Below are 23,165 nucleotides of genomic sequence, written 5' to 3' on the forward strand. Positions count from 1 at the left end.
ACCAGTTTGGACGCCCTTGGTCGGGTAATTGCACCATTTCGGCGCACATCCGCCGGTCGGCGGATCGCGTAGGGACGTCTACACTCCAGCGGGCCACGTGCGCCCGGGAAGCCAAGTCAGTCGCCGCATGGCCAGGAAAGCCCGCGTCACCTCCATCGACATCGCCCACCACGCCGGGGTCTCGCAGGCCACGGTCTCGCGCGTGCTGCGCGACAGCCCGCTGGTGAACGCCGAGACCCGCCAGCGGGTCGAGGCCGCGGTGCGCGAGCTCGGCTACAAGGTCGACCGCCACGCGTCGAGCCTGCGCACCCAGCGGGCGGGCACCCTGGCGCTGCTGCTGTTCGAGGACCCGACCCCGGACGAGTCGCACATCAACCCGTTCTTCCTGTCGATGCTCGGGTCGATCACGCGCGCCTGCGCGCGGCACGGACACGACCTGCTGGTGTCGTTCCAGCAGCTGTCCGACGACTGGCACGCCGATTACGAGGACAGCATGAAGGCCGACGGGCTGATCCTGCTCGGCTACGGCGACTACCTGGCCTACCGCGGCAAGCTCGAGCAGCTGGTCGGGCAGGGCACCCATTTCGTGCGCTGGGGCGCGGTGCTGCCGGACCAGCCCGGGGTGTCGATCGGCTGCGACAACCTCGAGGGCGGCCGGCAGGTCGGTGCGCACCTGGCCGCGCTTGGCCGGCGACGGATCGCGTTCCTGGGGGACGCGTCCAGCCACTACCCCGAGTTCCACGATCGCTATCGCGGCTGCGACGCGGCGCTGCAGGCGGTCGGGGCGCGCATGGACCCGGTGCTGCAGGTGGACGCGGAGAGTTCCGAGGACGCGGGCTTCGCGGCGGCGCGCGCGCTCATCGAGCGCGGGACCCCGTTCGACGCCGTGTTCGCGGCCAGCGACCTGATCGCGGTCGGCGCGATGCGCGCGCTGGCCGACCATGGCCTCCGGGTCCCCGAGGATGTGTCGGTGGTGGGCTTCGACGACATCCCGATGGCGCGCTTCACCCGTCCGCCGCTGACGACCGTGGCGCAGGACACCACGCGCGCGGGCGAGTTGCTGGTCGAGACCCTCATCGGCCTGGTGCGCGACGAGCCCGCCCAGAGCATCACGCTGCCCGCGACCCTCGTCGTCCGCCGCTCCTGCGGCACCCCTCCGTAGGAGCGCGCCAACGCGCGCGATGCATCCGGAGACGACGTTCGTCGGGCGCCTGCGCGGCATGCCTCGCGGATGGCACGCCCGCCGCGTCCGGGCTGTCCGACCATCGCGCGCGTAGGCGCGCTCCTACAGGGGGTTCATCGCATCCTGTAGGCGCGGAGCTTGCACCCCGACCGCTTGCGCCGCGCGTCCGACAGGCGCGCGGGTCGCGCCCCGAGGTGCGCTCCTACAGGGGCAACGAAGGCCCCGGGGCGCCGAACCCCCAGGCGCATCAAACGCGCAGGCCAACGATCGCGCAGGGGCCTCGCACGCGCGGGATCAGGGGCTGGGCGCGGTGCCGGTGGCGGCGTCGAGGGCGGCGGCGAGGTCGGGGCGGGTCACCGGGCCGTCCAGGATCCAGACCTGCGCGCCGTGCGCCGGCACGGTCGAGGCCAGCGTTCCGCCGGTGACAATCGTCGTCGTCCCGCCGCCCACCGCGTCGCGCCACGTGCCGGCTTCGAGCAGCTCCGACACCTCGAACGCCGCCGGCGCGTCGCCCTTGTTCAACAGCACCAGCGCGAGCTGCCGCACGTCGCCGTCCTGCAGCACGCGGTAGAACGCCGCCCGGTCGCCGTGCAGTTCCAGGTTCAGCTGCACGCCGCGCTGCAGCGCCGGCGTCGCCCGTCGCACGTTGCCGATGCGCTTCAGCGCCTGCTGGATCGGGTTCGCGGCGGCCGCGTCCACGCGGTCCTGGCCGAAGTAACTGCGGTTGCCCGCGTGCTCCGCGCGCCCGCGCATGAACCCGGTCTCCGAGCCGTAGTACACCACCGGGATCCCGCGCGCGGTGAACAGCCAGTGGTGCGCGTCGATGAAGCCTTCGTCGCTGGCGTCCATCCGCGGCATGTCGTGGTTGTCGTAGAAGGTCGCCAGGTCGTACGGGTTCGCGTACGGGCCGTCGACGAGCTGCAGCGTCGGCGCGAGGCGCTCGAAGCCCGCGTCCTTCCGACCGAACACCTCGTCCATCGCCTGCTTCATCGGGAAGTCGAGCACGCTGACCTCGCCCTGCCCCGGCAGCGTGTGCTTCGCGATGTTCGCCGCCTCGTAATCGAAGGCCTCGCCGAACATGTAGAAGCCCGGGTGCTTCGCGCGCACCCGCTCGGTGAAGGCCTGCCAGAAGGATGTCGGCATCCACGCGATCGTGTCGATGCGGAACGCGTCGGCGCCCTGGTCGATCCAGTGCAGGTAGGCCGCCGACAGGTAGTCGAGCACCGCCGGGTTCGCGGCGTCGAAGTCGCCCAGCTGCGCCAGGTTGCCGTCGTAGATCGACCCGGTGCCCCATTCGATCGGGCCGGTGTCGTTGAAGAACGCGTGCAGCGGGTTGCCGTCCGGATCCAGTTCGGTGGGCGGCAGGTTCTGGTGGTCGGCGAGCAGGGTGCCGTCGCGACCGTACAGCTCGCCGAACAGCGGCTGGTCATGGGTCATCGTCCACGCCGGCGAGCCGTGGTTGCCGACGATGTCGAGCACCAGCTTCATGTCGCGCGCGTGCACCGCGTCGGCGAGGTCGCGGAAGTCCAGGCCGTCGCTGGGCAGGTGCTCGTCGAGCTCGAAGAAGTTGACGCCCCAGTAGCCGTGGTAGCCGGTCTTGCCGCGGTCGCTGAGGATCGTGCCGCAGCCCGGTTCGGTGCCGCCGGTGAACGCCTCGTCCGGGTTGTCGACGACCGGCGTGATCCAGAGGGCGCCGAAGCCCATCGAGCGGATGTAGTCCAGGTTGTCGACGATCCCGCGGAAGTCGCCGCCGAGGTAGCCGATGTTGCCGGCCACGCCGTCGCAGGGCGCGAGCGGCCGGTCGAACGTCTTCAGTTCGCCGCCCTGGTCGCGCTGGTCGTTGGACGGATCGCCGTTGACGAAGCGGTCGGTGACCACGAAGTAGACCGCGTTCGCCGCGAACGGCTCATCGGTCCCGCGCCACGTGCGGTCGGAGTAGGGCGACTCCGGTGCCGTCGCGCACCCGGCCAGTGCCAGCGCCACCGACAGTGCCACCACGCCGGGCTTCAGGCCGCGCGCGCTCACGGCTGCACCGCCGGCACGGGCCGCGTCGCCACCGTCGGCTCGCTCACCCGCAGCGTGCACAGCCCCGCGACCAGCAGGCTGACGCCGCCGATCGCCAGCGCGTTGATCGGCGCGCCGTCCAGGAACGTGCGCAGCAGGAAGCCCAGCAGGCTCGCCGCCACCAGCTGCGGGATGACGATGAAGAAGTTGAAGATGCCCATGTACACGCCCATCTTTTCCGCGGGAAGGCTGTCCGACAGCAGGGCGTAGGGCAGCGAGAGGATCGACGCCCACGCGAAGCCCACGCCCACCATCGACAGCAGCAGCCACTGCGGGTCGCGGATCCACAGGAAGGACAGCAGGCCGAGCCCGCCCAGCGACACGTTGACCAGGTGGCTGATGCGCAGGCCCATGCGCCGCACCATCCACGGGATCACGATCGCCGCGAGCGCCGCGAAGCCGTTGTACGCGGCGAACAGCACGCCGACCCAGTTCGCGCCCTCGTTGTAGGCCGGCGACGCCGGGTCCGTGCTGCCGTAATGCACCTCGGTCACCGCGCCGGTGGTGTAGATCCACATCGCGAACAGCGCGAACCAGCTGAAGAACTGCACCACGGCGAGCTTGCGCATCGCCGGCGGCATGTCGTACAGGTCGCCCATGATGGTGGCGAACGCGCCCTGCCTGCGGCCGAGGGCGAGCACCAGCAGCGCGAGGCCATACGCGGCGATGCCGCCGGCGAGGACGTAGAGCTGCCGGTCGAGCCCGAAGCCGAACACCAGCGCGGCTCCCGCCAGGCCGCCGGCAAGCCAGGCCAACCCGTTGCGGCGCGCGCGCACCGGGTCCATCGGCCGGCGAGGGATGGGTGGTGCCTCGTCCCAGGCCTTGAGCCGGTCCGGCGGGTATTCGCGCGTGCGCAGGACCGTCCAGCCGACCGCGCCCAGCAGCACCACGCCACCGGCGTAGAAGGCGTAGCGCACGGTGTCCGGCACCTCGCCCGGCCCCGCGGTATTGGCCACGCCGGCCTGCGCCAGCAGCCACGGCAGCATGCTCGCGACGACCGCGCCGACGCCGATGAAGAAGCTCTGCATCGCGTAGCCCGCGGGCCGTTGGCGCGCCGGCATCTGGTCGCCGACGAACGCGCGGAACGGTTCCATCGCGATGTTGATCGACGCGTCCAGGATCCACAGCGTTCCGGCCGCGATCCACAGCGCCGGCGAGTTCGGCATGAAGAACAGGGCCAGCGTCGCCAGCACCGCGCCGACCAGGAAGTAGGGGCGGCGCCGGCCCAGCCCGGTCCACGTGCGGTCGGACAGGTAGCCCACGATCGGCTGAACGATCAGCCCGGTCAGCGGCGCGGCGATCCACAGCAGCGGGATCTGGTCCATGTCCGCGCCGAGCGTCTGGAAGATGCGGCTGACGTTGGCGTTCTGCAGCGCGAAGCCGAACTGGATGCCGAGGAATCCGAAGCACATGTTCCAGATCTGCCAGAACGTGAGCGTCGGCTTGGCGGGAGTCGCAGGGTGCATTCGATGGTCCTGGCGTCGGGCGGCCCGGGCGGAGTGTGCACGCATGGCGGGCGCCCGGCGAGGCGGGCGGCGGGGTCGCCGTCGTGTTGCGTCGCCGCATGCTAGGCGGGCATCGCACTGCACCATCGGCGATGCAAACGTATTCACCGCGCCCCATGACCACCGTCCCGCGCCGCGCGCCCGGGGCCATGGAATAGTCGCCGTCCGGAACGGCCGGTGGCCGCGCCGTGGTCGGGCGAGGGGACTTCGGGGGCGCGATGGCGAAGCAGGGACAGTGGTGGCGCGGCGCGGTGATCTACCAGATCTACCCGCGCAGCTACCAGGACACGGATGGCGACGGCATCGGCGACCTGCCCGGCATCATCGAGCGGCTGGACCATGTCGCCTCGCTGGGCGTGGACGCGATCTGGATCTCGCCGTTCTTCCGTTCGCCGATGGCCGACTTCGGCTACGACATCGCCGACTACCGCGACGTCGACCCGATGTTCGGCACGCTCGACGACTTCGACCGGCTGTTGGAGAAGGCCCACGCGCTCGGGCTGAAGGTGGTGATCGACCAGGTGCTCAGCCACACCTCGGTCGAGCACGCCTGGTTCCGCGAGAGCCGCGAGGACCGCACCAACCCCAAGGCCGACTGGTACGTCTGGGCCGACGCCCGCGACGACGGCACGCCGCCGAACAACTGGCTGTCGATCTTCGGCGGCGTGGCGTGGACGTGGGAGCCGCGCCGCGGCCAGTACTTCCTGCACAACTTCCTGGCCTCGCAGCCGGACCTGAACTTCCACAACCCAGCGGTTCGTGAAGCCATGCTCGACAACGTGCGCTTCTGGCTCGATCGCGGCGTGGACGGGATGCGGCTGGACGCGATCAATTTCTGCTTCCACGACGCGTTGCTGCGCGACAACCCGCCCAAGCCGCCGGCGCTGCGCACCGGGCGCGGGTTCTCGCCCGACAACCCGTACGCGTTCCAGTACCACCACCACAACAACACCCAGCCCGAGAACCTCGGCTTCCTCGAGGACCTGCGCGCGCTGATGGACCGCTACCCGGACGTGGCCGCGCTCGGCGAGATCTCCTCCGAGGACTCGCTGGCGACCATGGCCGAATACGTGGGCGACGGACGCCTGCACATGGGCTACAGCTTCGAACTGCTGACCGACGACCGCAGCGCCGGCCACATCCGCGGCACCGTCGAGACGCTCGAGGAGCGCATGCCGCACGGCTGGCCGTGCTGGGCGATCTCCAACCACGACGTGCAGCGCGCGGTGACGCGCTGGGGCGGCGGCGACCCGCACCCGGCGCTGGCCGCGCAGCTCGTCGCGCTGGTCTGCTCGCTGCGCGGCTCCGTGTGCCTGTACCAGGGCGAGGAGTTGGGCCTGCGCGAAGCCGAGGTGCCCTTCGAGTCGCTGCAGGACCCGTACGGCATCGCGTTCTGGCCGACCTTCAGGGGCCGCGACGGGTGCCGCACGCCGATGCCGTGGGACACGGGCGCGCAAGCGGGTTTCACCACCGGGACGCCCTGGCTGCCCATCCCGGACGACCACCGGGACGCGAGCGTCGCGGTGCAGGACGGCGAACCGTCGTCGGTGCTCAACCGCGCACGCGCGTTCCTGGCCTGGCGCCGCGCGCACCCGGCGCTGGTCACCGGGTCGATCCGCTTCCTCGACGCGGCCGAACCGGTGCTCGCGTTCGTGCGCGAGGGCGAGGGCGAACGGCTGCTGGTGGTCTTCAACCTCGGGCGCGAGGCGGTGCGCTGGCCGCTACCCGAGGGAATGCGCGCAACGGCGCTCGACGACCACGGCCAGCACGCCGGCGCGATCGATGGCGACGCGGTCCGGCTGCCCGCGCACGGCGTGCTGTACGCCGCGCTTGGCTGAGATGCCGGGCGCGGCGGCCCGGCGGCCAGGCTCAGGCCGCCGCGTGCTCGGCGTCGGCACGTCCGGCGGCCGCGCGCTCCGCGGCGGCCACCAGGCGCTCGATGTAGGCCGAGTGCGTGGGCATCGCGCCGACGCAGTTGGCGATCACCCCGCGCACCTGCGCCATGTAGTCGACCACCTTCTGCTCGGGCTGCGCGTCGACCAGGCCGTGGTAGCCGCGCGGCGCCATGCCCTGTCCGAGCATGACCTGCACCCAGCTGGGCTCGGCGAACAGTTCGTCGTGCTCGCGGAACACGCGGCCGTTGGCGGCGAACACCTCGGTCTTGCGCCGCAGCGTGCCGGGCACGGCCATCGTCCGGCAGTGGTCCCAGAACGGCGTGTCGTCGCGCGCGGTGGCGGTGTAGTGCAGCACCAGGAAGTCGCGGATGCGCTCCACCTCGAAGTCGACGTGGGCGTTGAACTCGTCCACGTCGGCCGGATCGATGCCGCCGTGCGGGAAGAACGCGGTGAGCTTGGCGATCGCCGACTGGATCAGGTGGATGCTGGTGGACTCGAGCGGTTCCATGAAGCCGGACGCCAGGCCCATGGCGACCACGTTCCGGTTCCAGGTCTTCCTGCGCTTGCCGGTCACGAAGCGCAGCGTGCGCGGTTCGGCCAGGGCCTCGCCGTCGAGGTTGGCCATCAGCGTCGCGGTCGCCTCGTCCTCGCTGACGTGCGCGCTGCTGAACACGTAGCCGTTGCCGATGCGGTGCTGCAGCGGAATGCGCCACTGCCAGCCGGCGTCGCGCGCGGTCGAGCGGGTGTAAGGCGTGAGCGGGCCGTCGCCGTGGGCGCACGGCACCGCGACCGCGCGGTCGCACGGCAGCCAGTGGGTCCAGTCCTCGTAGCCGGTCTCGAGCGCCTGCTCGATCAGCAGGCCGCGGAAGCCGGAGCAGTCGATGAACAGCTCGCCGTCGATGCGCCGGCCGCCTTCCATGACCACGGCCTCGACGAAACCGTCCTCCGCGCGCAGCACCACGTCGGCGACCTTGCCCTCGATGCGCTGCACCCCGCGCGCTTCGGCGTACTCGCGCAGGTAGCGCGCGTACAGCGCGGCGTCGAAGTGGTAGGCGTAGGCGATGTCGGCCAGCGGGGAGTTGGGCCGGTCGAGCTGCGCGCGCATGAACCTGTTGTTGCGCGCCGCCATGGTGTTGATCGAGTACTCGTCCAGCGGCGCGGCCTGGCCGGCGGCACGGAGCTTCAGCCAGTAATGGTGGAAGGGCACGAGCCCGAGGTCCTGGCCGATCCGGCCGAACCCGTGCACGTAGCGCTCGCCTTTCCGGTGCCAGTCGACGAAATCGATGCCGAGCTTGAACGTGCCCTTCGTGCGGCGGATGAAGTCCGCCTCGTCCAGCCCGAGGGCCTTGTTGAAGGTCTTGATGAGGGGGATCGTGCCCTCGCCGACGCCGACCGTGCCGATCTCCTCGGACTCGACCAGCCGGATCGTGTACTCCCGCGACAGGACCTTGGACAGCGCCGCGGCGGCCATCCAGCCCGCGGTACCGCCCCCGACGATGACGAGCTGCGTGATGCGATCGACTGACATGCCTTTTTCCCCGATCCCCTTGCGTCCACGCGGACTGGCCCGGGCCGAGTCTAGGGCGACCGGCCCGGCCGGTCATTCTGCGCCGCCCGGCCCCGTCGCCGGCCGGCGTGGAAACGTATTCATGCGCGCATTCATCGCCGCGGGCGCCGTGGCGGTGCTGGCCGCGTGCGCGGCACGCGGCGGTCCGGTGGCCGTCGCGCCGCCGGCGGACATCCCCCCGGAATGCGATGCACCCACGCACGCGACGGTCCTGTCGGCGGCCCGCCACCCCGCCGCGGATGCCCGGGCGTACTGGCTGGACGCGGGCACCCTGCGCTGGCCCGGCAAGCGCCAGAAGCCCGGGCGGTTCCGGCTCGTGCATTCGGCCACCGCCGCGCTCGTCGCCCCCGTGGGCGGCCGCGTGTCCGGGACGGACATCGAACTCGGGCTCGCGCCGGCGGATCTGCTGTCCGATCCCGTGACGCGGCGCTTCGCGTTCACGGGGGAAGGCGTCGCGCTCTCGCTCGACCGGGAGGATCGCGCCGCGCTGGCGACGCTGCTGCGCGGCCAGGTGCTGGTGGTGCACGAGGCCGACGACGGCACCGTGCTCGACGCCACCCACGTCCAGTCGCCGGGCGCGCTCGACGTGATCTACGCCGCGGCGGCCGAGGACACCGATCCGGCGCTGGGCCCGGTGCGCGATGCCCATGCGTCCTCCCTGCGCGTCTGGGCGCCGACCGCGCGCACCGTCTCGGCGTGCCTGCACGACGCGCCCGACGGGCCGGCCACCGGCCACCTCGCGATGGTCCGCGAGGACGCGACGGGGGCGTGGTCGGCCCGCCTGGACGACGACCTCTCGGGTCGTGCGTACACCTTCCTGGTCGACGTGCACGTGCCGGGCGTCGGCATGGTGCGCAACCGGGTGACGGACCCGTACGCGGTCGCGCTGACGGCGGACAGCGCGCGCAGCGTGTTCCTCGACCTCGACGACGCGGCGCTGAAGCCGGACGGCTGGGACGCCGCGCCGCGCCCGGCGCCGCTCGGTGCCCAGGTCGACATGGCGATCTACGAACTGCACGTGCGCGATTTCTCGCGCGACGACGCCCGCGTGCCGGCCGGGCATCGCGGAACCTACCTGGCGTTCGGCGAGGACGGCGACGGCATGCGCCACCTGCGCGCGCTGCGCGCCGCGGGCATCACCGACGTGCACCTGCTGCCAGTGTTCGACCTGGCCTCGGTGCCCGAGGTCGGCTGCGTGGTCCCGGACGTTCCGGACGCCGCGCCCGACAGCGACGCCCAGCAGGCCGCGGTGATGGCGACGGCCGCGGCGGATTGCTTCAACTGGGGCTACGACCCGTGGCACTTCAACGTGCCGGAGGGCAGCTTCGCCACCGACGCGCGCGACCCTGCGGCGCGCATCCGCGAGTTCCGGGCCATGGTGCAGGCGCTGCACGCCGCCGGCCTGCGGGTGGGCATGGACGTCGTCTACAACCACACCACCGCGTCGGGCCAGTCGCCGCGCTCGGTGCTCGACCGCATCGTGCCCGGCTACTACCACCGCCTCGACGCCAACGGCATGGTCGAACGCTCGACCTGCTGCGACAACACCGCGACCGAGCACGCGATGATGGCGCGGCTGATGGTCGACTCGGCCGGACTGTGGGTGCGCCACTACGGCATCGACTCGTTCCGCTTCGACCTCATGGGCCACCAGCCGCGCGAGGCGATGGCGCGGCTGCAGGCGCGTGTCGATGCCGCCGCGGGCCGACGGGTCGAGCTGATCGGCGAGGGCTGGAACTTCGGCGAGGTCGCCGACGGCAGGCGTTTCGTGCAGGCCTCGCAGGGATCGCTGCAGGGCTCGGGCATCGGCACTTTCAGCGACCGCGCGCGCGACGCGATCCGCGGCGGTGGGCCCGCCGACCGGGGCGACGCGCTGTGGGTACAGGGCTACGCCAACGGCCTGCATTACGACGACAACGGCCGCGGCACCGGCGCGACGCGCGCCGACCTGCTGCATGCCGCCGACCTGGTGCGCGCCGGCCTAGCCGGAACGCTCGCCGACTACCGGATGGCGATGGCCGACGGCGTCGAGCGCCCGCTGTCCGCGCTCGACTACAAGGGCCAGCCGGCGGGCTACGTGGCGCAGCCTGGCGAGGTCGTGAACTACGTCGAGAACCACGACAACCAGACACTGTTCGACATCAACGTGTTCAAGCTGCCGCCCGACACGACGACGGCGGAGCGCGCGCGCGTGCAGGTGCTGGCGCTGGCGCTCAACGCCTTCAGCCAGGGCATCGCCTACTTCCATGCCGGCGGCGAGCTGTTGCGCAGCAAGTCGCTCGACCGCAACAGCTACGACTCGGGCGACTGGTTCAACCGGGTCGACTGGACCGGGCGGGGCAACCACTTCGGCACGGGCCTGCCGGCGGCGCAGGACAACCGGGAGGACTGGGCCCTGATGCGGCCGCTGCTGCGGAACGCGGGCATCGCGCCGTCGCCGGCGGACATCGCCTTCACCCGCGACGCCTTCCTCGACCTGCTTCGGATCCGCGCGAGCACCACGCTGCTGCGGCTGCGCACGGCCGACGACGTGCGCCGGCGCCTGCGCTTCCACAACACGGGACCGGACCAGAACCCGCACGTGGTCGTGGGCGAGATCGACGGGCGCGGGTACCCGGGCGCGAACTTCGGCGCGCTGATGTACCTGGTGAACGTATCGCCGGAGGCGCAGACCGTGCAGACGCCGCCCGGACGCGACTGGGACCTGCATCCGGTCCACCGCGCGCCGGAGGCCGGCGACCCTTGGCCCTACGACGCGCGGTACGACAGCGACACCGGCCTGATCGACCTTCCCCCCCGCACCGCCATCGTCGTCGTCGAGCCCATGCAATGAACCCCAATCCTCCCGTAGGAGCGCCTCTACAGGCGCGATCCCGCGCCGGCTGGATCCGCGCGAAGGCATCGCGGGCGTAGGCCCGCTCCTACGACAGGCGACACCTCGCGATCCAGACGCCACCACCGATCCCAGCCACAGGACGACCCGATGCGCCTCGCCCCTCGCCCGCCAGCTGCCGCACTGCTCGCCGCCGCCCTGCTCGCGCCGGCCGCCCACGCCGCCACCGTCGCCTCGGTGTCGTCGCCGAACGACGTGCTGACCGTCGAGCTCGACATCGACGACGGCCGGCTCGCCTATCGCGTGCTGCGCTTCGGCGAGCCGGTGATCGCCGACTCGCGCCTGGGCTTCCGGCTGCGCAACAGCGGCACGATCGAGCGCAACCTCGCGCTCGCCGGCAGCGCGACCGCGAGCCATGACGAGACCTGGGAGCAGCCGTGGGGCGAGAACCGCTTCGTGCGCGACCACCACGAGGAACTGCGCGCCACCATCCGGGAGACGATCGCGCCGCATCGCACCTTCGACGTGGTGTTCCGGGTGTTCGACGACGGCGTCGGCTTCCGCTACGTGTTCCCGGAACAGCCGGCGATGGCCGAGGCCATCATCGACGACGAGCTCACCGAGTTCGTGCTCGCCGAACCGGCCACCGCCTGGTGGATCCCGGCCGGCGAGTGGAACCGCTACGAGTACCTGTACGACACCACCCCGGTCGAGGAGGTCACCAGCGCGCACACGCCGATGACCGTGCGCACCGACGACGGCCTGCACGTCGCCATCCACGAGGCCGCGCTGGTCGACTATTCGGCGATGTGGCTGCGGCGCGCCGAGGGCCGCCGGTTCCGCGCCCAGCTGTCGCCCGCGTCGGAAGGCTGGAAGGTCAAGCGGACGCTGCCGTTCGAAACCCCGTGGCGCACCGTCCAGGTCGCGGACACGGCACCGGCGCTGTATGCGTCGTCGGACCTGGTCCTCAACCTCAACGAACCCAACAGGCTGGGTGACGTGAGCTGGTTCGAGCCGGCCAAGTACGTCGGCATCTGGTGGTCGCTGCACCTGGAGGAGGAGAGCTGGGCCCGCGGCCCGAAGCACGGCGCGACCACGGCCAACACGAAGCGCTACATCGACTTCGCGGCCGAGCACGGCTTCCGCGGCGTGCTGGTCGAGGGTTGGAACCCGGGCTGGGATGGCCAGTGGTTCGGCAACGGCTACGACTTCGACTTCACGAAGGCGACCGCCGACTTCGACATCGAGGCGCTCTCGGCCTACGCGAAGGCCCGCGGCGTGCACCTGATCGGCCACCACGAGACCGGCTGCGCGGTCAGCCACTACGAGGACCAGATGGACGCCGCGTTCGCGATGAACGCCCGCCTCGGCATCGACGTGGTCAAGACCGGCTACGTCTGCGACGCCGGCCAGATCGAGCGCCGGCTGCCCGACGGCACCGTCGTGCGCGAATGGCACGACGGCCAGTGGAACGTGAACCACCACCTGCGCGCGCTGGAGGCCGCGGCACGTCACCGGGTCGCGATCAACGCGCACGAGCCGGTCAAGGACACCGGCCTGCGCCGCACGTATCCCAACTGGGTCAGCCGCGAGGGCGCGCGCGGCATGGAGTACGGCGCCTGGGGCCAGCCGACCAACCCGCCCGAGCACGAGGCCGAGCTGCTGTTCACCCGCATGCTGTCCGGCCCGATGGACTTCACCCCGGGCATCCTCAGCCTGCAGGGCCGCGGCCAGGCCATCCAGACCACGCTCGCCAAGCAGCTGGCGCTGTACGTGGTGCTGTACAGCCCGGTGCAGATGGCCGCCGACCTGCCGGAGCACTACGCCGAACGCATGGACGCGTTCCGGTTCATCAAGGACGTGCCGGCCGACTGGGCCAGGACGCGCGTGCTCGCGGGCGAGATCGGCGACTACGCGGTCGTCGCCCGGCAGGACCGCGACAGCGCGGACTGGTACCTCGGCGCGGTCACCGACGAGCAGGGCAGGGCGCTGCAGGTGCCGCTGTCGTTCCTCGAGCCCGGCCGCCGCTATACCGCGCAGGTCTACCGCGACGGCGAGGGCGCGCACTGGCAGGACAGGCCCTTCGCCTTCGCGCGCGAGACGGTCGAGGTGACCAGCGCGGACGTGCTGCCGCTGCGGCTGGCCGCGGGCGGCGGACAGGCGATCCGTTTCGTCGCGCGCTGACCCCGGCCGTGTTCAACCCGCGGCCACGCATCGAGGTCGTCCCGGTCACGCCGCGGCATGCCTGCGTCGTGGTCGACGATGCGCTGGCCGATCCGGACGCGTGGGTCGAGCGCGCCGCCGCGCACGCGGCGGCGTTCCGGGGTGAACCCGGCAACGCCTACCCGGGCCCGGAACTGCCGCTGCCGGAGGTGGTGGCCACGCAGTTCGACCGCTTCTTCTCCGAGCACGCGCGCGTGCATCTCGGTGCGCGCCGCGTGCTGCGCAGCCACTGCCGGCTGTCGATCACCACGCGGCCCCCGGGCGAACTCGCGCCGCGCCAGTGGATCCCGCACGTCGACCGGCTGGAGGCCGGGCACGGCCAGTCGATCGCCGCGTCGGTGCTGTACCTGTTCCGGGACGCGGCGCTGGGCGGCACCAGCTTCTACCGGCCGCGTCGGCCGCTGCCGGAGATCGCCGCCCTGGTGCAGGACTCGGCGGCGCTCGACGCGGACGCGTTCAGCGCGCGCCACGGCATCCCGCGCGGCTATCCCGACGACAGCGACTGGTTCGCGAAGGTCGCGACCGTGCCGGCGCGCTTCAACCGCCTGGTCTTCTACGACGGCACGCTGTTCCATGCCGGCGAGATCCGCGCGCCGGACCGGCTCGACCCGGATCCACGTCGCGGCCGGCTGACCCTCAACGGCTTCTTCCTCTGCCGCCGCAGCCTCGCCCCGGGCGACGCGGCCCCGACTGGAACGTCCAACCGATGATGTCCGCGCGCCTCGGCGTCCTGCTGTGCCTGTTCGTGCCCGCAGCCTTCGCCGCCACCCCGGCGCGGGTCGAGACGCACCACTTCACCCCGCCGGCGTTCGCGCCCGACCGCGTGCGCGTCGACGTGCACCTGCCGCCGGGCTACGACCCCGCCGCCGCGCCGGGCTACCCGGTGCTGTACATGCACGACGGCCAGGACACGCCCGGCGTGCGGCTGCGCGAAACGCTCGCGGCGCTGTACGCACGCGACGCGATCCGCCCGGTTGTCGTGGCGGCGATCCACATGCTGCCCGACCGGATGGGCACCTACGCGCTGTCCGACCGCGCGGCAGGTACGCCCGTGGTGACCGAAACGAAGTACGGCCCGGTCGGCCGCCGCGCGCACGACTACGCGCAATGGGTGGCCGACGACCTCGTGCCCGCGCTCGACGCGCGCTACAACACGCGCGCCATGCCGGATGCACGCGCCAGCCTCGGCTGGTCGCTCGGCGGCCTGGCCGCGTTCAACCTCGGCTGGCAGTACCCGGAGCTGTTCGGCCGCGTGGGCATGTTCTCGCCGTCGCTGTGGCTGTCCGAAGGCGGCGACGACGCGGACGCGGTGCAGCGCACGCGCCACGCGCAACGGCAGCTCCATGCCGGCCCGCCCCGCGTGGGCCTCAAGTTGTTCCTCGGCATCGGCGACCGGGAGGAAGCCGACGACCGCGATGGCGACGGCATCAACGATGCGCTCGACGACGTGCGCGACTTCGCCCTGGGCTGGAACCCGGACGGCATCGAGGCGGGCGAGGGCCTGCGCGGGCTGGCGCAGCTCGGCTACAAGGTCGACGCGGACCACGCCATCGATCCCGACCGCGCCGACGTCGTCCTGCACGTGTTGCCGGACGGCAGGCACGACCAGCCGTCGTGGGCGCGGCTGCTCCCGCACTTCCTGCGCTGGGCCTACGGCCCGACCGCGCCATCGCTCGATGCCACCGGCACCACGGTCAGCTGGCGGCAGGTGCCGTCCGCGCACGTGCCGGCGCGCGACGTCGACATCTGGCTGCCGCCCGGCTATGCGGAGAATCCGGACGCGCGCTATCCGGTGCTGTACATGCACGACGGGCAGAACCTGTTCGACCCGTCGCTCAGCTACACCGGCGTCGACTGGGGCGTGGACGAGTCGATGACGCGGCTGGCGGTCGCGGGCCGGATCGAACCGGCGATCGTGGTCGGCGTGTGGAACACGCCGGCACGCTTCGAGGAGTACATGCCGCAGAAGGTCGCGACCGGCGGCAGCATTGCGACCGGCGTCGAGGGGCGTCCGCCGATTTCCACCGAACGCGTGGTCTCGGATGCGTACCTGCGGTTCCTGGTCGAGGAACTGAAGCCGCGCGTGGACGCGGCGTTCCGCACCCGGCCCGGGCGCGACGACACGCTCATCGCCGGCTCCAGCATGGGTGCACTGATCTCGCTGTACGCGGCGGCCGAATATCCGGACGTCTTCGGCCGCGTCGGCGCGGTCTCGACGCACCTGCCGCTCGGCGAGGGTCTGGTGGTCGACTGGTTCGCCCGCCACCTTCCGGACCCCGCCACCCACCGCATCTGGTTCGACCACGGCACCGCCACGCTCGACGCCGGCTACGCGCCGTACCAGCAGCGCATGGACGCGGCGATGCGCGCGGCCGGCTACGTGGATGGCGTCAACTGGACCACGCGCGTGTACGAGGGCGCCGGGCACAACGAGCGGGCCTGGCGCGCGCGGATGGACGACATCCTCCTGTTCCTGCTGGCGGACTGAGGGACGGGCTGGCGCAAGCCCCCGTGCCGGCGCACAGTGGCGCCGCGTCGCAGGGGGTTCCCATGCAGACCGACACCGAGGTCCTGGTCGCCGGCGCCGGTCCCACCGGCCTGGTGCTCGCGCTCTGGCTCACCGCGCAGGGCGTGAAGGTGCGGATCATCGACAAGGCCGACAGCACCGTGGCCCAGTCGCGGGCGATGGTCGTGCACGCGCGCACGCTCGAGCTGTACCGGCAGCTGGAACTCGCCGACGAGGTCGTCGCCGAAGGCAACCGCAACGTCCGGCTCAACCTCTGGGTGCGCGGGCGGCACCGTGCCCGGCTCGCGCTCGGCGATGCGGGACGGGGGCTGACGCCGTTCCCCTTCCTGCTGACCTACCCGCAGGACCGGCACGAGACGCTGCTCGCCCGGCGCCTGCGGGCGATGGGCGTCGAGATCGAGCGCAGGACCACGCTCGACGACCTGGTCGACCACGGCGACCACGTCGCGGCGACGCTGCGCCACGCGGGCGGCGGCACGTCGACCTGCACCGCGCGCTACCTCGCCGGCTGCGATGGCGCGCGCTCCGCCGTGCGCACGCGCCTGGGCGTTCCGTTCACGGGCGGCACGTCCGGGCAGCTGTTCTACGTGGCGGACGTGGAAGGCGGCGGCCGCGCCATCGACGGCGAAGGACACCTGTCGCTGGACGATGCCGACTTCGTGTTCGTCCTGCCGTACGGCCGGCCCGGCGCGGTGCGCCTGATCGGCACGCTCAGGGACGACGACCCGGATGCGGAGGACACCCTCGGCTTCGACGACGTCGCGCACCACGCCATCGACCGGCTGCAGCTGGTGGCCGAACGGGTGAACTGGTTCTCCACGTACCGCGTGCACCACCGCGTGGCCGACCGGTTCCGCGTGGGCCGCGCCTTCCTGCTCGGCGACGCGGCGCACGTGCACAGCCCCGCGGGCGGGCAGGGCATGAACACCGGCATCGGCGATGCGGTCAACCTCGCCTGGAAGCTGGAGGCGGCGCTGCGCGGCAGCGGTGGCGACGCGCTTCTCGACACGTACGGGATCGAACGGCGGGCGTTCGCCAGGACGCTCGTCGCGACCACCGACCAGGCGTTCCGCCTGGCCGTCGCGGACGGCCCGATCGCCCGGTTCGTGCGCACGCGCCTGGCCCCCCGCATCGCGCGACTGGCCTTCGGCACGCCCCGCATCCGCGACGCCATGTTCCGGCGCGTGTCGCAGATCGGGATCCACTACCGCGAGAGCCCGTTGAGCCACGGACGCGCCGGCCGGCTGCAGGGCGGGGACCGGCTCCCCTGGGTGCCGGGCGTGGATGGAGCGCCAGACAACCACGCGCCGCTGCGCGACCGGGCATGGCAGGTGCACGTGTACGGGGTGGCATCCCCCGCGCTGAAGGCCGCGTGTCGCGAACGGGCACTGCCGCTGCACGAATTCGCCTGGACGCCCGCCTGTGCGAAGGCGGGCCTGCTGCGCGACGCCGCCTACTGTGTCCGGCCGGATGGCTACCTGGGCGTTGTGGCAACGCGGGACCACGTGACGACGACTCGCGGGCTCGGCCGTGTCTTGCGCATGGGAGACCGCTTGACGCCGGTGTAGTGCGGCCCGGTGACTGCGCGGCACACGCAACGACGTCACTCCCCGGCTGGGACACTGGGCGGCCTTCCGACCGGTGACCCGCCATGACCACGACCGCCTACGGCGCCACGTCCGCCGACGCGCCGATCAAAGCCATGTCGATCGAGCGCCGCGCGCCCGGGCCGCGCGACGTCCGGATCGACATCGCCTATTGCGGCGTCTGCCACTCCGACCTGCACACCGTCCGCTCCGAATGGCCGGGCACGAAGTACCCGTGCGTGCCGGGGCACGAGATCGTCGGGCGGGTGACCGCGGTCGGCGACGACGCGGGCGGCTTCAAGGTCGGCGACATCGTCGGCGTGGGCTGCCTCGTCGGCAGCTGCAAGCGCTGCGCGGCCTGCGACGAAGGGCTCGAGCAGTACTGCGAGAACGGGTTCGTCGGCACCTACAACGGGCCGACCAAGGATGCACCCGGGCACACGCTGGGTGGCTACGCGCAGCGGATCGTGGTCGATCGCGACTTCGTGCTGCGCATCCGCCACCCGGAGGACCGGCTGGCCGCCGTGGCGCCGCTGCTGTGCGCCGGCATCACGACGTACTCGCCGCTGCGGCACTGGGGCGTGGGGCCGGGGCATCGCGTCGGGATCGTCGGCATCGGCGGGCTGGGCCACATGGGCATCAAGCTCGCCGCCGCGATGGGCGCGGAGGTGGTCGCCTTCACCACGTCGCCGTCCAAGCGCCAGGACGCGCTCGGCCTCGGCGCGCACGAGGTGGTCGTCTCGCGCGACTTGGACCAGATGAAGGCGCAGGCCGCCCGTTTCGACTTCATCCTGGACACGGTGGCCGCGAGCCACGACCTGGACGCCTATGCGCGGCTGCTCAAGCGCGACGGCACGCTGTGCCTGGTCGGCGTGCCGGAGGTTCCGCACCCGTCGCCGAACGTCGGCAACCTCATCTTCGGCCGCCGCGCGATCACGGGCTCGTTGATCGGCGGCCTGACCGAGACGCAGGAGATGCTCGACTTCTGCGCCGAACACGGCATCGTGGCCGACATCGAGATGATCGACGCCGACGCCATCGACGCCGCCTACGACCGCATGGTGCGCAGCGACGTGAAGTACCGCTTCGTGATCGACATCGCCTCGATGGCGCGCTAGCCGGGACGGCGCGCCTCCGCGCGCGCGGCGAGCGCGAACAGGCCCGCTGCCGCCAGCCATGGCAGGGTGAAGAACGCGGTCACCGCGAGCACTTCGAGCGCGCTGCTGTCCGGCACGCCCCAACCCGCGACCATCGCCAGTGCACCGATCGCGACCTGCGCGGTGGCCGCCGCAGCGAGCGTCCGTGCCATCGCGGCGGCCCGCAGCCGTCCACCCAGCGCGCCGCCGGCGACCAGCGCGAGCACCGCCACGTACAGCAGGTTCGCGGGGTGCCCTTCGTCGCCGATCAGGCCGACCGCGAGGTTCGCCCACGCCAGCACCAGCGCGGTCCCGACCGTGAGGACCGCGGCGAGTCGATAGGCCAGCACGCCGGAAGCGCGCGCCAGGGCCTCGAATGCCAGGCATGCCAGGCCCAGCAGCACGCCCATCGCCAGGAAGTCGGCGCCGGTCCAGTCGACACCGGCCACGCCGGCGCGCATCGCGAACCAGGGCACCGTGAGCAGCGCCGCCGCGCCGCCCCACATCAGCGCCCGCAGCGGGCTGGTGCGCCAGTGGGCGCGGACCTGCGGATCGATGGCCATCGTGTCGCTCCGTTCCGGGGTTCGCGGCAAGCGTGCCGCGGCCGCGTGTGGCCCGGATGCGCCGCGCGTGAAGCGGGGACGAAGTGCCCCGTCGGCGGGGCTCAGCCCCGCACCAGCGCGACGGCGAGCAGCGGCACCAAGTTGAAGAACAGGATCGCGAGCTTGTACCCGGCCATCCCGGCGACGTGGATCCGGTCGAGCGTCGCGTCGTCCATCCGCAGCAGGCGGCCGTGGATCCGGTGCATCCAGTCCCTCCCGGAGAGATAGGCGACGAACCAGAGCACCAGCACCGCGTAGTTGATCGCGAGCGACCAGAGCAGGAGTCCGGAGAGCGTGTCGAGGTCCATGGGATCCTCCAGGCAGGTCAGGCGCCGGGCGAGGCGCGGGGAACGTCGGCGGGCGGTCCGGCGGCCGTGTCCGGGAGTTCGCGCACGACCCGCAGGCCGACGTTCGTGTAACGGTCTCCCGGGCGGTCGCGGTCGCGCATCGCCGCACGCTGGCCACGCGCACTGTTGAGCCAGGAGCCGCCCCGGATGGCGCGTGCCTCGCATGGCCCGGCGTCGCGCGCCGAGCCGTCGTTCGGCGCGCCGGCGTAACCGCCCTCCACGAAGCAGTCGGCCGTCCACTGGTAGACGTTGCCCGTCATGCCGAGCAGGCCGAAGGCGTTGGTCGGGAACGCGGCGACCGGTGCGGTGAACGCATGGCCATCGTCGCAGTCCTCGCCCGCCCAGCCGGGGTGCAGGCGCCGCGCGGCGAGGTCGAAGACGTTCGCGTGCCGGCAGATGTCCCCCGCGGCGTCGCCCCAGGGAAACGTCGCGTCGCGGCCGGCGCGCGCGGCGTACTCGAACTCCGCTTCCGTCGGGAGCCGGTAGTGGTGACCGGTGCGCGCCGTGAGCCATGCCGCGTAGGCGACCGCGTCGTGCCAGTCGACGCACACGACGGGATGGTCGCCACGTTGTTCGAAACCGGGGTCGCGCCAGCCCGCGCCCGGCGTCGACGTCCAACCTTCGTCCCGCATGACCGCGCACGCGTCCGCGACGGGGTGTCCGGTCGCGCGCACGAAGGCCGCGTACTGGTCGCGTGTCACCGGCGCATGCGACAGCGCGAAGGCGCCAGGAATCTCGACCGGGTGCCGCGGGCCTTCGTCCTCGAAGCGACCCGGCTCGCCGAGGGGCGATCCCATCATGAATCGGCCCGCGGGCAGCACGACCATCCACGGACAGTCCGAGCAATCCCGGAACACGCCGCCCGGGGGCGCGTCCGCCGCGGTCGACGCGGCGCCGGCGAGGGTCAGGGCGAGCACCAGGAACGACGACAACGGCATTGGCTCAGCGCCCGGGCGGGGCGGCGATCGGGTACGCGGGTCCGGCGGCCATGCATCGATCCTCCCGGGCGGGAGGGACACGGTAGCGCTATCGGCCGCCGAGGGTGAGCGTGGCCGCGTCCATCACCCGCGGGCCGTCCGCGGGGCCGCCGCCGAACGTGTTCGCGCCGGCCTCCGGGGCAAGTCGCCGGAAGCCCTCGTCGTAGTCCCAGGTGGCCACATGCAGGCGCGCGCCGTCCAGCGTGGCCGGGTCGCCCAGGGCGTCGGCGGGCAGGGTGAAGGTGAGCGTGCGCGCATGGGCGTCGACCGCGAGGCCGGGCGCGGGCGCGACCGGCGTGCCCTCCGAGTCGGCATCGGCGCCGTCGGAGGCGAACAGCGAGTTCGACCAGCCGTGCGCGCGCAGGCGGCGGTGCCAGCGCATCCCGTCCGGCAGCGTCGCGTGTTGTTGCGGCATGGCGTCGATGCCACCGCCCCGGCCCGGAATCTCGAGGAAGGCGGTCACCGCCACGTGGTCGAATCCGTTGGCGGGATTCCAGGCGCTGCCGATCGTGCGCAGGGTGACCTCGAAACGCAGTGCGCCGCCGGCGGTCCACGCGCGCACGCGCTCGATGTCGGCGGGATGCACGTCCCGCCAGCCCGGGTCGGTCGGATAGGTGTAGGTGCCGGATGGCCCGGTGTCGTCACCGATGGGGTCGGCGACATCCGCCGCCGGCGCCCAGTCCAGGGCGACGCGGAACGTGCGCGCGGGGCTGGTCGTCCCGGTCGCGGGATCGAAGGCGACGACGCGGTGCACGATCGCCGGGTCGACCATGGCATCGGTGCGCAGCGTGGCGCGCCAGCGGCCGTCGGGTGCCACCTCGACCGGCGTCGCACGCGAGAGGTCGCCGTCCACCACCAGGTGCAGCGGGCGGCCTCCGGGGGCATCGCCGCGCAGGACGATGTCGCCGGTCAGCGTTGCCGCAGGCAGGGGATCGATCGCGGGTGCGTCCGCCATCGGGCTCGCCGGCGCGGCTGCCCCGCGCGCGGCCTCCGCATCCACCACGGTCCATGCATAGCCGCTGCGCGCCGGCAGGCGGAGCGTGAGCGTGCCATCCGTCGCGACCCGCGGCACCGGCGCCTCGCCCTCGATCGCGAACGCGGGCGACAGCCCGGCGCCCGCCGGCAAGCCCGCGGCCAGCCCGTCGAGCAGCACCTCGCCGTCGGCGGTGTTGAACACCACGAGCATCGCCTCGCCCGCGTGGTCCATGCGCCAGGCGATCGCCCCCGCGCGCGCCGCGTTCGCCGCCAGCACCGTCGGCGTGCCACGCGACAGCACCGGGTGGTCGCGGCGCAGCGCGATCGCGCGCTGCAGGTATCGGTAGAGCGGCGCGTCCGGCTCGAAGTGGTCCCGGCCGCCGGATTGGTGGCCGCCGGCGAACATCGCCCGGCGCCGTTCGGTGAAGCCCTGCTCGGTGCCCTGCCAGATGACCGGGATGCCCGGCAGCGACAGCATCGCGAGCAGCGCCTGCTTCAACGCGGCCTCGCTGCCGCCGGCGAGGAACCGGTCGACGTCGTGGTTGTCGACGAACGTCGGCATGCGCCAGGGATCGGCGTGCACGGCCATCATCGAATCGATGCGGTGCCGCAGCTCCGCCGTCGGCCGCCCGCGCGCGAACACGTCGCCGAGCGTCCCGTACAGCGGGAAGTTGATCATCGACGGCAGGCCGCCGTCGACGCGCATGTAGGCGTCGAGCTTGCGGGCCTGGCGGTCGTCGAACGCGCGGTCGGCGCCGAAGCCCTCCCCGAAGGACAGGAAGTCCGCGCGGCCGGTGTCCGCGGCCACGCGCGCCACCCCCGGGGCGCCGGCATCCGGCGCCTGCAGGAAGTCGGGGAAGAAGTCCGCGGGCACGTGGAAGGCGGTGTCCACGCGGAAGGCGTCCACGCCCACCTCGCGGATCCACATGCCATAGGCGTCGCGCAGCGCGCGGCGCACCTCGGGGTTCTCCGTGTCGAGGTCGTCCAGCCCGGCCAGGGCGAACTCCAGCTCCTGCCGGCGGTCCTCGAAGTCCGAGATCGACGGCGTGAAGTGGTAGAGCCCGGCGGCGCGGTCGGCGGGATCGTCCGGGTCGTTCCGGTCGAAGGGCGCCTGCACCGGCGCGCTGCGGCCCTGCGCGTCGGTGCGCACCATGCAATGCGCCGCGATCGAGGCCGCGTCGGCGGGGTCCACGCCGTCGTCGCAGCGGATCCAGTCCGCCACGTGGTTCACCACCACGTCCTGGACCAGGTACATGCCGCGGCCGTGCAGGGCGCGGGACAGCGCGCGGTAATCGTCCAGCGTCCCGTAGTGGGCATCGACCGCGGAGAAGTCGCTGGCCCAGTAGCCGTGGTAGCCGCCATAGCTACCCCCCGGGTTCCACCACTGGTTGGCCACCGGCGGGGTGATCCAGACCGCGGTGGCCCCGAGGTCGCGGAGGTAGTCCAGGCGCCGGGCCACGCCGGCGAGGTCGCCCCCGCTGTACTTGCGGCCATCGGCGGGGTCGTACTCGCCCGCGCCCTGGTCGTTGTTGCCGGCGTCGCCGTCATCAAAGCGGTCGATCATCAGGAAGTAGACGACCTGGTCCCGCCAATCCGGCGAGGGCACGTGCAGCGGGCCGTCCTGCGCGGCCACGGCGGACGCGGCCAGCGCCAGCCCCAGGCTGGCCGCGAGGCGGGCAGGGGCGGTTCGGCGGGGCACGGGCATGGCGGGTCCTCGGGACGCGGGGCGCCGCCGGACTATTCCA

The 23,165-nt window shown here is 72.5% G+C and carries 15 protein-coding genes; 8 read left to right on the top strand and 7 right to left on the bottom strand.

Annotation, left to right across the window (positions count from 1 at the left end):
• The first annotated feature begins 127 nt into the window (after window positions 1-127).
• The gene (locus ACYU7H_RS11500; protein ID WP_460814846.1) at window positions 128-1,162 is read left to right on the top strand and encodes a LacI family DNA-binding transcriptional regulator; all 1,035 of its coding nucleotides are present in this window, start codon (window positions 128-130) and stop codon (window positions 1,160-1,162) included.
• A gap of 315 nt (window positions 1,163-1,477) precedes the next feature.
• Here the strand turns inward: ACYU7H_RS11500 and ACYU7H_RS11505 are convergent, their stop codons facing one another.
• Both ACYU7H_RS11505 and ACYU7H_RS11510 read right to left on the bottom strand, forming a co-directional pair.
• Window positions 1,478-3,208: an alpha-amylase family glycosyl hydrolase gene (locus ACYU7H_RS11505; protein ID WP_460814848.1), complete on the bottom strand. Its 1,731-nt coding sequence runs from the start codon at window positions 3,206-3,208 to the stop codon at window positions 1,478-1,480.
• Window positions 3,205-4,713: an MFS transporter gene (locus ACYU7H_RS11510; RefSeq protein ID WP_460814849.1), complete on the bottom strand. Its 1,509-nt coding sequence runs from the start codon at window positions 4,711-4,713 to the stop codon at window positions 3,205-3,207. The genes ACYU7H_RS11505 and ACYU7H_RS11510 overlap by 4 nt, the downstream gene beginning before the upstream one ends.
• 257 nt (window positions 4,714-4,970) lie before the next feature.
• Between ACYU7H_RS11510 and ACYU7H_RS11515 the strand changes: the two genes are divergently transcribed.
• On the top strand, window positions 4,971-6,590 hold the full coding sequence (locus ACYU7H_RS11515) for an alpha-glucosidase family protein (protein WP_460814851.1): 1,620 nt from the start codon (window positions 4,971-4,973) through the stop codon (window positions 6,588-6,590).
• 31 nt (window positions 6,591-6,621) lie between these two features.
• Here ACYU7H_RS11515 and ACYU7H_RS11520 read toward each other — a convergent pair whose 3' ends face one another.
• Entirely contained in the window at window positions 6,622-8,175 is a 1,554-nt protein-coding gene (locus ACYU7H_RS11520) for a tryptophan halogenase family protein (protein WP_460814853.1), read from the bottom strand.
• 121 nt (window positions 8,176-8,296) lie between these two features.
• Here ACYU7H_RS11520 and pulA point away from each other — a divergent pair, with 121 nt between their 5' ends.
• The 6 genes from pulA to ACYU7H_RS11550 all read left to right on the top strand — a co-directional run bounded on the left by pulA (window position 8,297) and on the right by ACYU7H_RS11550 (window position 18,501).
• Window positions 8,297-11,047 (top strand): pullulanase-type alpha-1,6-glucosidase, encoded by a 2,751-nt coding sequence (gene pulA, locus ACYU7H_RS11525; protein ID WP_460814855.1) that lies wholly within the window; start codon window positions 8,297-8,299, stop codon window positions 11,045-11,047.
• Window positions 11,048-11,197: 150 nt separating this feature from the next.
• Complete coding sequence (locus ACYU7H_RS11530; RefSeq protein WP_460814857.1) at window positions 11,198-13,231, top strand: glycoside hydrolase family 97 protein; 2,034 nt, start codon at window positions 11,198-11,200, stop codon at window positions 13,229-13,231.
• A gap of 8 nt (window positions 13,232-13,239) precedes the next feature.
• Entirely contained in the window at window positions 13,240-13,980 is a 741-nt protein-coding gene (locus ACYU7H_RS11535) for a DUF6445 family protein (RefSeq protein ID WP_460814858.1), read from the top strand.
• Window positions 13,980-15,758, top strand: a complete 1,779-nt coding sequence (locus ACYU7H_RS11540; protein WP_460814860.1) for an alpha/beta hydrolase-fold protein — start codon at window positions 13,980-13,982, stop codon at window positions 15,756-15,758. The genes ACYU7H_RS11535 and ACYU7H_RS11540 overlap by 1 nt, the downstream gene beginning before the upstream one ends.
• A 62-nt stretch (window positions 15,759-15,820) precedes the next feature.
• The gene (locus tag ACYU7H_RS11545; protein ID WP_460814862.1) at window positions 15,821-17,365 is read left to right on the top strand and encodes an FAD-dependent monooxygenase; all 1,545 of its coding nucleotides are present in this window, start codon (window positions 15,821-15,823) and stop codon (window positions 17,363-17,365) included.
• 83 nt (window positions 17,366-17,448) lie between these two features.
• Window positions 17,449-18,501, top strand: coding sequence for an NAD(P)-dependent alcohol dehydrogenase (locus tag ACYU7H_RS11550; protein ID WP_460814863.1), 1,053 nt, complete (start codon window positions 17,449-17,451; stop codon window positions 18,499-18,501).
• Here ACYU7H_RS11550 and ACYU7H_RS11555 read toward each other — a convergent pair.
• The 4 genes from ACYU7H_RS11555 to ACYU7H_RS11570 form a co-directional block, all read right to left on the bottom strand.
• Window positions 18,498-19,082, bottom strand: a complete 585-nt coding sequence (locus ACYU7H_RS11555) for a hypothetical protein (RefSeq protein ID WP_460814865.1) — start codon at window positions 19,080-19,082, stop codon at window positions 18,498-18,500. The two genes, ACYU7H_RS11550 and ACYU7H_RS11555, sit on opposite strands and share 4 nt — an antisense overlap.
• Before the next feature lie 101 nt (window positions 19,083-19,183).
• Window positions 19,184-19,429 (bottom strand): DUF6868 family protein, encoded by a 246-nt coding sequence (locus ACYU7H_RS11560; RefSeq protein ID WP_460814867.1) that lies wholly within the window; start codon window positions 19,427-19,429, stop codon window positions 19,184-19,186.
• A gap of 17 nt (window positions 19,430-19,446) precedes the next feature.
• The gene (locus tag ACYU7H_RS11565; protein ID WP_460814869.1) at window positions 19,447-20,406 is read right to left on the bottom strand and encodes a formylglycine-generating enzyme family protein; all 960 of its coding nucleotides are present in this window, start codon (window positions 20,404-20,406) and stop codon (window positions 19,447-19,449) included.
• An 88-nt stretch (window positions 20,407-20,494) separates the two neighbouring features.
• Complete coding sequence (locus ACYU7H_RS11570; RefSeq protein ID WP_460814870.1) at window positions 20,495-23,125, bottom strand: alpha-amylase family glycosyl hydrolase; 2,631 nt, start codon at window positions 23,123-23,125, stop codon at window positions 20,495-20,497.
• Window positions 23,126-23,165: the final 40 nt, after the last annotated feature.

The sequence above is a fragment of the Luteimonas pelagia genome (genome assembly GCF_054776035.1).